This window comes from Actinomadura sp. NPDC047616 (assembly GCF_040642915.1).
Lineage (GTDB): Bacteria > Actinomycetota > Actinomycetes > Streptosporangiales > Streptosporangiaceae > Spirillospora > Spirillospora miaoliensis.
The window spans coordinates 66557-79516 of sequence record NZ_JBEYTB010000022.1 but is presented as its reverse complement, the minus strand read 5'-3'; the positions used below and the strand labels follow the sequence as shown (position 1 = coordinate 79516).

The following is a 12960-nucleotide window of genomic DNA, read 5'->3' as shown; positions in this document are numbered from 1 at the left end:
GGACGTGCCCACGCTCCGCCGACGGACCTCCTCGTCGACCGGCGGACGCTGTTGGCGGCGGGGCGCGCACGCCCCGCCCGTCCGTCGTCCGGACGGCACCGGACGGCGGCTCCCATTCGGCCTCTCGGCCATCACCCGGCCTCGCGGGCCCTCACCCCGGCCTCTCGGCCGTCACTGGGCGTCGCGGCCGTCCTCGTCGACGGCTTCCCGTTCCCTGGCGTGGCGGGCCGCCTCGGCGGCGGGCGTGCCCGGACGCCGGCGCTCCACCCAGCCCTCGACGTTGCGCTGCCGCCCGCGGGCGACCGCCATCGCCCCCGGCGGCACGTCCTGCACGATCACCGAGCCGGCGGCGGTGTAGGCGCCGTCCCCGACGGTGACCGGCGCGACGAGCATGGTGTCGCTGCCGACCCGCGCATGGTCGCCGACCACGGTGCGATGCTTGCTGACGCCGTCGTAGTTGACGAACACGGTGCTGGCGCCGATGTTGCAGCCCTGCCCGATCTCGGCGTCGCCGACGTAGGTCAGGTGCGGCACCTTCGACCCCTCGCCGACCTGGGCGTTCTTCATCTCAACATACGTGCCGGCCTTGGCCTTGCGCGCCAGCCGCGTGCCGGGCCGCAGGTAGGCGTAGGGGCCGACCGACGCCTGCGGGCCGATCTCGGCCTCGACGCACACCGCGTTGACCACGGTGGCGTCCGCGCCGACCCGCGTGTCGGTGAGCGTGCAGCCCGGGCCGACCCGCGCGCCCTCGGCGAGGTGGGTGCGGCCGTGCAGCTGGGTGCCGGGGAGGATCTCGGCGTCCGGCTCGATGGTCACGTCCACGTCGATCCACGTGGTGGCCGGGTCGACGATGGTGACCCCGGCCCGCATGTGCGCCTCCAGCAGCCGGTCGTTGAGCTGCCGCCGCGCCTGCGCGAGCTGGACGCGGTCGTTGACGCCCTGCGTCTGCACCCAGTCGGGGGTCAGGTGCGCCCCGGCGCGGTGGCCGTCGCCGCGCAGGATCGCCACCACGTCGGTCAGGTACTCCTCGCCGCCGGCGTTGTCGGTGGTGACCCGCTTGAGCGCGTCGCCCAGCAGCGTCCCGTCGAAGGCGTACATGCCGACGTTGATCTCGCGGACCGCGCGCTGCTCGTCGGTGGCGTCCTTGTGCTCGACGATCGCGGTGACCGAGCCGTCGGCGGCCCGCAGGATGCGTCCGTAGCCGGCGGGGTCGGGGATCTCGGTGGTGAGGACGGTGACGGCGTTGCCCTCGTCCTCGTGGGTGCGCACCATCGCGGCGAGCGTGTCGCCGCGCAGCAGCGGGTGGTCGCCGTTGGTGACGACCACGGTGCCGCGCAGCTCGCCGACCTGCTCCAGGACGGTGCGGACCGCGTGCCCGGTGCCGCCCCGCCGCTCCTGGACGACCGCCTCGGCCTTGGGCCAACCCCGCTCCAGATGGGCGATGACCTGCTCCCGGCGGTGCCCGACGACCACGATCAGCCGTTCGGGGTCCAGCTCGCCCGCGGCGGCCAGCACGTGGCCGAGCATGGTGCGTCCGCCCAGCTCGTGCAGGACCTTCGCGGTACGGGACTTCATCCGGGTGCCCTCGCCCGCGGCGAGGACGATGACGGCAGCCGGGCGGCTAGCGCTCACTGGGAGGCTCCTCGGCATCGCGGTTAAAGAACTCGGCGCGGGCGCAACCGTATGGAGATGTCCAACAGGCTGGCGACCTGCCCGAAAGGGGGGCAGGCGGCAGGCCGCGGCTCACCCGACACCGGAAGGATACCGCCCGTCCGTCTTCTGTCACCCCGGGGGCGGCACGTCGTTCCGGGCCCGTTACCAGGTAGGGCGTATCGTCGGACCGGCGGGACGGGTGTGTTCCGCCGCCGCGTCCGCGTCACGACGATCGAGCTCCCGGGGGAGGATTCGAACCTCCGTTGACTGAACCAAAATCAGTAGTCCTGCCCCTAGACGACCCGGGACCGGCCGAACCCGGCCGTCCCTGTGGCAGGGCGCCGGTTCGCCGGGCCTAACGATACCGACTCCCCCCACAGGGGCCCACCTCTATTTCCCCGCCCCCGGGCGCGTTCGGGGGGATCTTCTTCGTCCGTGCGGACTTGCCCGGACACGCCGCATGCGTCCCATGCCACTCCAGGATGGTGGTTTAGGGCGGCCGGAGACGAGCACGTGACAGACGTCCGCCCCGGCAAGGGGGCCGGGCGGCGAACTTCGCGGCGGCGTCGCGCGTTCGTGCGGGAAGGGGCTGTGAACGGGCTCCGCGTCCAGTCCCGGGAGCACCGGACGGTGCGCGGCCCGCTGACCCGGCGTGAATTTTGTGACCGCTGAGACAGATTCCCACCGATTTTACGAATCGGGCCTGTCCAACTTACGCCAGCGTAGGTTACGGTGGCGTAGGTAAGCATCCCGAGTTGCAGGAAGTGGTGACCGCATGACTACAGCCCCCGTCCTCGATCCCCCTCGCCGAGAGCCCCGTCCCGAGATCGAGCCGGAGCCGCAGGGGACGTTCGAACGGGTCCTCGTCGCGGTGTTCACCGGCGTCCCGTTCCTCGCCCTGTTCGCCGCCGTCCCGCTGGCCTGGGGCAGCTTCCTAGGGTGGACGGACGTGGCGCTGGCCGCCGTCTTCTACTTCATCTCCGCCGCCGGCATCACCGTCGGCTACCACCGGTACTTCACCCACGGCTCGTTCAAGGCGCGCCGCGGGCTGAAGATCGCGCTGGCGCTGTCCGGCAGCCTGGCCATGGAGGGCCCGGTCGTCACGTGGGTGGCCGACCACCGGCGCCACCACAAGCACTCCGACAAGGAGTTCGACCCGCACTCGCCGTGGCGGTTCGGCAGCGACTGGAAGGCCCTGCTCAAGGGCCTGGGCTGGGCGCACTACGGCTGGCTGTTCGACGGCAACCGCACCTCCAAGGAGCGCTTCACCAAGGACCTGCTGCGCGACGACGACGTGATGCGGGTGCACCGCTTCTTCCCGGCGGTGGTCGCCGTGTCGATGCTGCTGCCCGCCGCGCTCGGCGGCCTGCTCACCATGTCCTGGCAGGGCGCGCTGACCGCCTTCTTCTGGGCCGGGCTGGTGCGCATCACGATGGTCCACCACGTCACCTGGTCGATCAACTCGATCTGCCACGTGTTCGGCAAGGAGGACTTCGAGGTCCGCGACAAGTCCCGCAACGTGTGGTGGCTGGCCATCCCGTCGCTGGGCGAGTCCTGGCACAACCTGCACCACTCCGACCCCACCTGCGCCCGGCACGGCGTGCTGAAGGGGCAGATCGACATCAGCGCCCGGATCATCTGGCTGTTCGAGAAGCTCGGCTGGGCCTACGACGTCCGCTGGCCCAACGACGAGCGGCTGGCGGCCAAGCGAACGAAGCAGGCAGCCTGAGCGAGACAATTGGCAGTGTGACTGAACCTGCCCCCCGGTCGAGACGCAAGCGCATGACCGGAAAGGAACGACGGGAGCAGCTGCTCACCATCGGGCGCACGCTGTTCGCCGAGCGCGGCCTGGACGGCACCTCGGTCGAGGAGATCGCCGGCGCCGCGGGCGTGTCCAAGCCGGTCGTGTACGAGCACTTCGGCGGGAAGGAAGGGCTCTACGCGGTCGTGGTGGACCGGGAGTTCGAGAAACTGCTCGCTCTGGTCACCGAGGCGCTGACCTCGGCCATCCACTACCGCAGCAAGCTGGAGAAGGCGGCGCTGGCGCTGCTGGCCTACATCGAGGAGAACCCCGACGGGTTCCGCATCCTGGTGCGCGACTCGCACGGCGGCACCGGGACCGGCAGTTTCGCCAGCCTGCTCAGCGAGATCGCGGGCGAGGTCGAGTACGTCCTCGCCCGTGAGTTCGACCGGCACGGATACGACGACAAGAACGCGCCGATGTACGCCCAGATGCTGGTCGGCATGGTGGCGCTGATCGGGCAGTGGTGGCTGGACGTGCGCAAGCCCCGGCGCGAGGAGGTCGCCGCGCATCTGGTCAACCTGGCGTGGAACGGCCTGTCCGGCCTGGAACCGCGCCCGTCCCTGGACCCCAAGCGCCGCCGCAAGGAGCTGGAACGCATGGAGAAGGCGGCCGAGAAGGCCGCGGCCAAGGCCGAGAAGGCCCAGCGCAAACAAGCCCGCCGCACCGAGGAGACCTGACCCGGTTTGCGGCACAGGGCGGCCGGGACGGTGTTCCCCCGGCCGCCTTTTCGCGTCCGCGGCCATTTCGCTGGTCATCGGCCCGCCTCGGGGCGGCGCCGGACCGGTCTCCTCGTCCCCCTGACGGGGCGGGGCGCGGACATGAGTGAGCCGGTGGCCGCGTGAAGTTCGTTCGGTGCGGCCACCGGCCGGGGTCGCCGGGCTCGGATCGCGAGCCCGGGGTCTGCGCGGCGCGCCGGGTGCGGCGCGCCAGGATGCCGCCCGCCGCGTGAGTCGGCACACCAGGGGAAAGGGTTCGCTTCCCTCGCGCGGCGGGCGGCATCACGTTCTAGGGCCCTCGCGGGCGGCCGCCACGACGAAGATCCGGCGGAACGGGAAGACCGTCCCGGCCGGGGTGGGCGGGTAGGCCCCGCGCAGGCACGCGCCGTAGACGTCGAGGAACTCGGTCGCCTCGGCGGGCCCGAGCGCGGACAGGACGGGACGCAGCGCGGTGCCCTTCACCCATTCGAGCACCGGGTCGTCCCCGTGCAGGACCTGGAGGTACGTGGTCTCCCAGGCGTCGACCGCGCAGCCGTGCCGGGTCAGCAGGTCGAGGTAGCCGGCGGCGTCGCGGACCGGGTCCGGGCGGGCCAGGCCGCCGAGGCGGTCGCGCCAGCGCGGCGACTCGCACAGCTCGCGCAGCAGGACATGGCTCGGCGCGTCGAAGTTGCCGGGGACCTGGAAGGCCAGCCGCCCGCCCGGGGCGAGCGCCTCGGTCGCCCAGCGGACGAGCAGGTCGTCGTGGCCGGGCACCCAGTGCAGGACGGCGTTGGAGACGATCAGGTCGACCGGCTCGGCGGGCCGCCAGGCCGCGACGTCCCCGACGGCGAAGCGCAGCCGGCCGGGGATCTCGTGCGCGCGGGCCGCGGCGACCATCTCGGGGGACGAGTCGAGACCCTCGATCACCGCGTCCGGCCAGCGGCGGGCCAGCGCGGCGGCCGGCTCGCCCGAGCCGCAGCCCAGGTCGGCGACGCGCCGGGGCGCGGTCAGGTCGACGCGGGCCAGCAGTTCGGCGAACGGACGGGCGCGCTCGTCCCCGAACGCCCCGTACTGCGCCGGATCCCACACGGCGACCGCTGCTTGTCTCGACATCGAGATACATGATGCCCGGCTTCATATCTTGATGTCAAGAAAGTCGTCTCGATATCGAGACGAGTAGGCTGTGCGCATGCAGGATGAGGTCGACCGGCTGGTGGAGGCGTGGCACGCCGAGCGGCCCGATCTCGACGTGCGGCCGCTGCACGTCCTCAGCCGCGTGTCCCGGCTGGCGCGCCATCTGGACCGTGCCCGGCGCGCCGTGTTCGCCGCCCACCGGCTGGAGCCCTGGGAGTTCGACGTGCTGACCGCGCTGCGCCGGGCGGGCGCCCCCTACCAGCTCAGCCCGGGGCGCCTGCTGCGCGCCACCCTGGTCACCTCGGGCACCATGACCAACCGGATCGACCGGCTGGCCGCCGCCGGGCTGGTCGAGCGCCATCCCGACCCGCAGGACAAGCGCGGCGTGCTGGTGCGGCTCACCGCGGCCGGTCAGGCCCGGGTGGACGCGGCGTTCGCCGACCTGCTGGACCGCGAGCACGTCATCCTGGAGTCGCTCACCCCCGACCAGCGCGACGCGCTGGCCGGGCTGCTGCGCACCCTGCTGATACCGTTCGACGCCGACGCCGAGCCGCGTCCCACGGCGTGACGGCTCAGCCGGCGTCCTCGGCGAGCATCAGCCACTCCTCCTCGACCTGCCCGGCCTCGGCCTGGACGGCCTTCAGCTCGGCGTCGAGCTCCTGGAGGCGTTCGTAGTCGGTGGCGTGCGCGGCGAGCAGCTCGTGCAGTTCCGCCTGACGTTTGGCGAGCTTGTCGAGCCGCCGTTCGAGCCGGTCGAGCTCCTTGCGCGCCCGCCACGCCTGGGCGGAGTCCTTCGGCTTGGCCTCGGGCGCCTTGCCGGCGGGCGCCTTGCCCGCGGGCGCCTTGGCGGCGCCGGCCGCCGACGTGCGGGTGGGGGCCGCGCCACGGCGCCGCCGGTCCAGGTACTCGTCCACCCCGCCGGGCAGCAGCGACAGCCTGCCGTCGCCCAGCAGCGCCACGACGTGGTCGGTGACGCGCTCCAGGAAGTAGCGGTCGTGGCTGACGACGACGAGGGTGCCAGGCCAGCCGTCGAGCAGGTCCTCGACCTCGGTGAGCGTCTCGATGTCCAGGTCGTTGGTGGGCTCGTCGAGCAGCAGGACGTTCGGCTCGTCCATCAGCAGCCGCAGCAGCTGCAGGCGGCGCCGCTCGCCGCCGGACAGGTCGCCGACCGGCGTCCACTGCCGCTCGCCGCGAAAGCCCAGGCGTTCCAGCAGCTGGCTGGCGGTCCACTCGCGCTTGCCGACGGTGATGCGCCGCCTGATCTCCTCGACCGACTCCAGCACCCGGCGGCCCGGGTCGAGCTCCTCCAGGTTCTGCGACAGGTGCGCCAGGCGGACGGTCCTGCCGCGCACGAGCCGTCCCGCCACCGGGGAGACGCCGCCGTCCAGCAGCCGCAGCAGCGTGCTCTTGCCGCTGCCGTTGACGCCGACCAGCCCCACCCGCTCGCCGGGCCCCAGCCGCCAGGTCAGATGCTCGAAGAGGTCCGTACCGCCGACCCTGACGGTCGCGTCCTCCACGTCGATGACGGTCTTGCCGAGCCGCGCGGTGGCGAAGCGGGTCAGCTCGACGGTGTCACGCGGCGGCGGCTCGTCGGCGATCAGCGCCTGCGCGGCCTCCACCCGGAACCTGGGCTTGGACGTGCGGGCCTGGGGGCCGCGGCGCAGCCACGCCAGCTCCTTGCGCAGCAGGTTCTGCCGCTTGGCCTCGGTGGCCGCCGCGATGCGCGCCCGTTCGGCCTTGGCCAGCACGTACGCCGAGTAGCCGCCCTCGTAGCGTTCGACGCGGCCGTCGACGACCTCCCAGGTGCGGTCGGTGACCTCGTCCAGGAACCACCGGTCGTGCGTGACGACCAGCAGCGCCGTGCCGCGGCCCTTCAGGTGCCGGGCCAGCCAGTCGATGGCCTCGATGTCGAGGTGGTTGGTGGGCTCGTCCAGCACCAGCAGGTCGCGCTCGGGGACCAGCAGCCGGGCCAGCGCGACGCGGCGCCGCTCGCCGCCGGACATCCCGGCGACGGGCGCGTCGAGGTCCAGGTCGGCCAGCAGGCCGCCGAGCACGTCGCGGACGCGGGTGTCGCCCGCCCACTCGTGCTCGGCGCGGTCGCCGAGCACCAGCGAGCGCACGGTCGCGCCCTCGGGGAACTCGTCCCGCTGGGTCAGGTGCCCGAGCCGCAGCCCGCGCGCGTGGGTGACGCGGCCCTCGTCCGGCTCGATCAGCCGGGCGATGATCGACACCAGGGTGCTCTTGCCGCCGCCGTTGCGTCCCACGACGCCGACGCGGTCACCGTCGTCGAGGCCGAGCGACACCGCGTCCAGCAGCGGGACCGGTCCGTAGGCCTTGCCGACGTTCTCCAGATTGATCAGATTCACGACGTCCTCAAGGCTACCGACCCCGCCCGGTGCGCCGCTCGCCCGGCGTCAGCCGGTGGGCGGCTGCTGCCCGTAGGGCGCCTGCCCGCCCTGCTGCCCGTACTGCGCTTGCCCGTACTGCGCTTGCCCGTACTGCTGCCCGCCCTGCTGCGGCCACTGGCCGTACGGCGGTTGCTGCGGCATGCCGGGGGACGCGGGGCCGTAGGGCTGCTGTGGTGCGCCCTGGCCCGGATAGGGCGGCCGGGGCGGCTGGTACGGCGCGGGCGCGTCGCTCTTCCGCGCCATCACGACGACCACCACCACGACCGCCACCAGCGCGGCGACGCCCAGGAGCAGGAGCAGGACCACGAGGAGGGAAGACATCATGCCGGGCTCCTGTATCAGAACGGATCACACAACGGTGGCGCCGGGGACGGGGCCGTCGGCGCACAGCAGGGACGCGGCGACGCCCTTCTCGGCCAGGGCCGCGGCCAGGTCGGCGGCGTGGCCGCCGGTCTCGGCGAGGAAGGCGCACGTCGGACCCGAGCCGGAGACCAGCGCTCCCAGGGCGCCGAGTTCGAGGCCGGCGTCGAGGGTGCGGCGCAGCTCCGGCTTCAGCGACAGCGCGGCCGGTTGCAGGTCGTTGTGCAGGGCCGCGCCGAGTTCCTTGGCGTCGCCCGAGGCCAGGGCGGCGGCGAGCGCGTCGGACGCCTCGGGCGGCGGGACGTGGCGGTCCTCGCGCAGCCGGTCGCATTCGGCGTAGACGGCGGGCGTGGACAGGCCGCCGTGGGCGGTCGCGAACACCCAGTGGAACGTGCCGCCGGTGGGCAGCGGGGTCAGCCGCTCGCCGCGGCCCAGGCCCACGGCCGTGCCGCCCAGCAGCGCGAACGGCACGTCGCTGCCGAGGTCGGCGGCCAGCGCCATCAGGTCGAGTCGTCCGCCGTCGTCCCACAGCCGGGCGCACGCCAGCAGCGCGGCGGCGGCGTCGGCGCTGCCGCCCGCCATGCCGCCCGCCACGGGGATCGCCTTGCGGATGCGCAGCGCCACGCGGGGTTCGACGCCGAGACGTCCCGCGACCAGCCGCGCCGCCCGCGCCGCCAGGTTGCCGTCGTCGGCCGGGACGCCCTCGACCGGCACCGGCGACCCGGGCGCGGCCCGCACCTCGATCCGCAGCCGGTCGGCGGGCTCGGCGGTCACCTCGTCGAACAGGGACACGGCGTGGAAGACGTTGACCAGGTCGTGGTACCCGTCCTCGCGCGGCGGCCCCACGCTGAGCCGGACGTTGACCTTGGCGGGCGCCCGAACGGTAATGGCGGTCACGGAACGACAACCCTATGCCAGGAAGCCCGCGCCGAATGCACCACGCCGACCCCTCAGCCGCCGCCGGTGACCGGCAGGTTGCGCGGGTTGAAGTACGGGACGGTGGCGAACTCGCGCAGCGCCGACACGGCGTGCCGGTCGTCGGTCACCGAGTACTTGCGGCGCTCGTCGCGCGGCTCGGTGGCGTTCTCGTTGGAGTTGAAGTACACCACGGCCTTGACCTGCGGGTGCTGCAGCGTCTGGGCGGCCTTGCGCAGCCACTCGGCGCGCCGCTCGCCGTAGGAGCGCGGCACCCCGAACTCGGCCACCATGATCGGCTTGGGCCGTCCTTCCACCCACTCCAGGAAGCCGCGGATCGGCTCGGACAGGTCGCGGTACTCGAAGTCGGCGCCCGGGTAGACGTCGGCGCAGATCCAGTCCACCTGGTCGTCGCCGGGGTAGAACGACTCGGCCTTGCCGGAGGCGAACCCCCCGGCGGTGGGGCACCACACCCACGCGACGTTGGCGACCTTCTCCTGGGTGAAGAGCGTGCGGATGTGCTTCCACGCGGCGACGTAGTCGCCCGCCGAGTGCACCTTGTTCTGCAGGCTCTCCCTGTCCATGTCGCGCTGCCAGCGCAGGAACACCGGCTTGCCGAGGGCCTTGACGGCGCGCGCCCGCTCCCGGATCAGCGTGTCGTGCTCGCCGCGGACGATCTCCCGGGTGTCGGTGCCGGACCAGGTGAGCAGCAGGTAGCGGGAACTCTGCGCCACGGCGGTGTCGGTCTTGTCGGGGAACTTGGACTTCCAGCCGTGGAAGGTCTGCACGATGTCCAGGCTCCGGCCGAGCCCGCGCTCGAACCCGGTGACCGCCGCCATGCCGGGGCCGCCGGGGGCGTCCTCGGCGTCGCCGCCCTGCTCGGTGGGCGACACCCACGCGCCGAAGTAGGCGCCCTTGCCGGGCGGCGTGGGGGCGACCCCCGCCTGGGCGGTGGTTCTGATCTTGGGTGTGGCGACCGCGCCGCTGCTATCGCACCCGGCCGTGACCGCCGTCACGGCCAGAGCCGCCGCGGGCGCCAGGGCCCGCGCCGCCCGCGAACGCGCCTTGAACATGTTCCTCCGCCTCATTCCGGTTACGCCCGGTCGTCCGGTCGCCCGCCGGTTCCGGTCCGCCTCCAGGACCATACTGGGCAATGCGGGCGAAGGCGGCCACGTCCAGAGCTTCGCCCCGGGTTCGGGGGTCGACGCCCGCCGCGCGCAGCGCCCGTTCGGCCGCGTCGGGGCTCCCGGCCCACCCCGAAAGCGCGGCCCGCAGCGTCTTGCGCCGCTGTGCGAACGCCGCGTCGATCACCGCGAAGACCTGCTCGCGGGTGGCGGTGGTGGGCGGCGGGTCGCGGCGTTCGAACGCCACCAGGCCCGAGTCGACGTTCGGCACCGGCCAGAACACCGTCCGGCCCACCGGCCCGGCACGGCGAGCCTCCCCGAACCAGGCCAGCTTCACCGACGGCACGCCGTAGATCTTGCCGCCGGGCGCCGCCGTCATCCGGTCGGCCACCTCGGCCTGCACCATCACCAGCGCGCGCCGCAGCGACGGCAGCGCGGCCAGCAGGTGCAGCACGACGGGCACGGCCACGTTGTAGGGCAGGTTGGCGACCAGCGCGGTCGGCTCGGGCCCCGGCGGGCGCGTCAGCCGCAGCGCGTCGGCGTTGACGACCTCTAGCCGGTCGGCCAGGCCGGGCGCGCGCCCGGCGACCGTGCCGGGCAGGGCCTCGGCCAGCACCGGGTCGATCTCCACGGCCACGACCCGGCGCACCGCCGGCAGCAGCGCCAGCGTCAGCGACCCGAGCCCCGGCCCCACCTCGATCACCACGTCGTCGGGCGTCACCTCGGCGGCGCGGACGATCCGCCGCACCGTGTTGCCGTCGACGACGAAATTCTGCCCGAGCGTCTTGGTCGGCCGCACGCCGAGCCGCCCGGCCAGATCGCGTATGTCCGCCGGGCTCAGCAGCGCTTCGCAGTCCCCCACCCGTCCAGTGTCCCAGTGTTCGCGACAGCGCACGCCCTCACGGGAACGCCGGAGCCCCCTGGGGGCGGGGGTTCACGAGAACAGGCGGCTTCCGCAGTTGGGCCACTGGCCCTGCCAGCGGCCGTTCACCTTGTTGTAGAGCAGCTGGGCGCGGTAGGTCTGCTCGGCGGGGCTGGCGTCGCTGGGCTTGCCGCTGCCGCCGACCGACGTCCACGTCTGCATGGAGAACTGGTACAGCCCGTAGTACCCGGCCGGGTTGACGGCCTTGGGGTTGCCGCCGGACTCGCACTTGGCCAGCGCGGCCCAGTTCAGCCGGGCGGCCGACCCGACGCCGCCCGGCTTGGGGCCGACTCCCAGGATCTGCGCCACCGGCTTACGCTTGACCTTCTGCGCCAGCACGATCTTGACCTTCTTGCCGCGCCGCTTGACGTAGGCGGTCTGCACGACCTTCAGCCCGGGACGGCCCTTGCGCAGCACCTTCTCGCTGTACGGCGCCAGCGACGACTGCGTCTTGCGGACGACCGGGGCGGGCAGCCTGATCGTCGTGGTCACCGGCTTGGACAGCAGCCGCCTCACCTTGATCGTGTCGCCGGCCTTGGCGTCCCGGGGCGGCGCCACCAGGTCGTAGGGGCCGAGCGCGACCTTGGCCTCGGCGAGCACCTCGTCGACGGTCGTGCCGGTCGTCATGGCCGTGGTCTTCTTCCCGTCCACCACGATCACGACCTTGCGCGCGGGCGGCGCGCTGGTGCGCGGCGCGTCCGCGACGGCGACGGTACTGCGCGGCGTGGGCTTGTCACCGCCGCCGCAACCGGCCGCCGCCAACGCGAGGGGCACCGTCAGGAGCACGCAGAACGCCGAGGTACGGGGGGAACGACGCACCTTATCCTCCAGCTACGCCAAGGGGCACCAAGGCACACAAAAGGCCCGGCCGACGGCGCAGCACATTAGAGCCACCCGACCACCCTCCGCCACCACAACGGCAGATGTGACGGCCGGTGACATAGCGGACGGCCGGTCGGGCGGTCAGGGGCCCGGAGGACCGAGCCCGCGGGACAGGGCCCGGCGGATCAGGCCGGAGGACGGATCACCAGGGGCCGAAGACGCGTTCCCCGGTGGCGGCGATCGCGGCGCACAGCTCGTCCACGTCCATGCCCTTGACCTCGGCCATGAAGCGGACGGTGTGCGGGATCAGGTACGAGGAGTTCGGCTTGCCGCGGTGCGGGACGGGCGTCAGGAACGGCGCGTCGGTCTCCACCAGCACCAGGTCCGCCGGGGCCGCCCGCAGGGCCTCGCGCAGCGGCTCGGCGTTCTTGAACGTCACGTTGCCGGCGAAGCTCATCACGTAACCGCGGTCGGCGCACTCCTTGGCCATGGCGGCGTCCCCGGAGAAGCAGTGGAACACCACCTTGTCCGGGGCGCCCTCCTCGCGCAGGATGCGCAGCACGTCGTCGTGGGCCTCGCGGTCGTGGATGACCAGGGCCTTGCCGGTGCGCTTGGCGATGTCGACGTGCGCGCGGAACGAGCGGTGCTGGTCGTCCTTGGGGGCCCAGTCGCGGTAGTAGTCCAGGCCGGTCTCCCCCACCGCCCGCACCCGGGGCAGCGCGGCCATCTCGGCGATGTCGTCGAGCACCGCGTCGCTGACGCCGGCGGTCTCATTCGGGTGGATCGCCACGCCCGCGTACACGTCGTCGTACTCGGCGGCGGTGTCGGCCGCCCAGCGCGAGGACGCCAGGTCGCAGCCGATCGTGACGATCCGCGCGATGCCCGCCGCCTTGGCCGCCGCCAGCGCCTCCTCCACCGGCACGTCCAGCATGTCCAGGTGGCAGTGGCTGTCGAAGACGCGGACCGGCAGCGGGTCGGGAAGCGGGGGGAACCGCTCCGCCGCGTAGCCGTCGGACCTGCCGGATTCGCTCACTTACCACCCTCCATCGCGCACGTTCCTCGCCGAAGGGGACGAGGACACGCAATCAAGACTACGGGCCCGGCCGGACGCGCTCGACCCCGA

12 protein-coding genes and 1 tRNA gene are annotated in these 12960 nt (G+C 73.1%); 3 read left to right on the top strand and 10 right to left on the bottom strand.

Translation table 11 applies throughout. The features are described 5' to 3' along the window. Positions 1-171: 171 nt before the first annotated feature. Complete coding sequence (gene glmU, locus ABZ801_RS37110; protein ID WP_360707459.1) at positions 172-1632, bottom strand: bifunctional UDP-N-acetylglucosamine diphosphorylase/glucosamine-1-phosphate N-acetyltransferase GlmU; 1461 nt, start codon at positions 1630-1632, stop codon at positions 172-174. Between the two features lie 258 nt (positions 1633-1890). After that, positions 1891-1961: transfer RNA gene (locus ABZ801_RS37105), tRNA-Gln, on the bottom strand. Between the two features lie 467 nt (positions 1962-2428). Between ABZ801_RS37105 and ABZ801_RS37100 the strand changes: the two genes are divergently transcribed. Continuing rightward, a complete protein-coding gene (locus ABZ801_RS37100) occupies positions 2429-3382 on the top strand; it encodes an acyl-CoA desaturase (protein ID WP_360707455.1) in 954 nt (317 codons plus the stop codon). 17 nt (positions 3383-3399) lie between these two features. Then, positions 3400-4134, top strand: coding sequence for a TetR/AcrR family transcriptional regulator (locus ABZ801_RS37095; RefSeq protein ID WP_344954925.1), 735 nt, complete (start codon positions 3400-3402; stop codon positions 4132-4134). Between the two features lie 321 nt (positions 4135-4455). Here the strand turns inward: ABZ801_RS37095 and ABZ801_RS37090 are convergent, their stop codons facing one another. Then, the gene (locus tag ABZ801_RS37090; RefSeq protein WP_360707452.1) at positions 4456-5265 is read right to left on the bottom strand and encodes a trans-aconitate 2-methyltransferase; all 810 of its coding nucleotides are present in this window, start codon (positions 5263-5265) and stop codon (positions 4456-4458) included. Positions 5266-5341: 76 nt separating this feature from the next. Between ABZ801_RS37090 and ABZ801_RS37085 the strand changes: the two genes are divergently transcribed. Continuing rightward, positions 5342-5854, top strand: a complete 513-nt coding sequence (locus tag ABZ801_RS37085) for a MarR family transcriptional regulator (RefSeq protein WP_344954921.1) — start codon at positions 5342-5344, stop codon at positions 5852-5854. A gap of 4 nt (positions 5855-5858) precedes the next feature. On the opposite strand, the gene ABZ801_RS37080 is transcribed toward ABZ801_RS37085, so the two are convergent. The 7 genes from ABZ801_RS37080 to ABZ801_RS37050 form a co-directional block, all read right to left on the bottom strand. Further along, positions 5859-7652: an ABC-F family ATP-binding cassette domain-containing protein gene (locus tag ABZ801_RS37080; protein ID WP_360707449.1), complete on the bottom strand. Its 1794-nt coding sequence runs from the start codon at positions 7650-7652 to the stop codon at positions 5859-5861. Positions 7653-7700: 48 nt separating this feature from the next. Then, positions 7701-8018: a hypothetical protein gene (locus tag ABZ801_RS37075; protein ID WP_360707446.1), complete on the bottom strand. Its 318-nt coding sequence runs from the start codon at positions 8016-8018 to the stop codon at positions 7701-7703. A gap of 24 nt (positions 8019-8042) precedes the next feature. Then, entirely contained in the window at positions 8043-8942 is a 900-nt protein-coding gene (locus ABZ801_RS37070) for a 4-(cytidine 5'-diphospho)-2-C-methyl-D-erythritol kinase (RefSeq protein WP_360707563.1), read from the bottom strand. 62 nt (positions 8943-9004) lie between these two features. After that, on the bottom strand, positions 9005-10042 hold the full coding sequence (locus tag ABZ801_RS37065; protein WP_360707443.1) for a glycosyl hydrolase: 1038 nt from the start codon (positions 10040-10042) through the stop codon (positions 9005-9007). Beyond that, a complete protein-coding gene (rsmA, locus tag ABZ801_RS37060) occupies positions 9957-10955 on the bottom strand; it encodes a 16S rRNA (adenine(1518)-N(6)/adenine(1519)-N(6))-dimethyltransferase RsmA (protein WP_360707441.1) in 999 nt (332 codons plus the stop codon). Before rsmA ends, ABZ801_RS37065 begins: the two co-directional genes overlap by 86 nt. 72 nt (positions 10956-11027) lie before the next feature. Then, the gene (locus tag ABZ801_RS37055; protein WP_344954911.1) at positions 11028-11834 is read right to left on the bottom strand and encodes a transglycosylase family protein; all 807 of its coding nucleotides are present in this window, start codon (positions 11832-11834) and stop codon (positions 11028-11030) included. A 205-nt stretch (positions 11835-12039) separates the two neighbouring features. Then, positions 12040-12870 (bottom strand): TatD family hydrolase, encoded by an 831-nt coding sequence (locus tag ABZ801_RS37050; RefSeq protein WP_360707438.1) that lies wholly within the window; start codon positions 12868-12870, stop codon positions 12040-12042. Positions 12871-12960 lie beyond the last annotated feature (90 nt).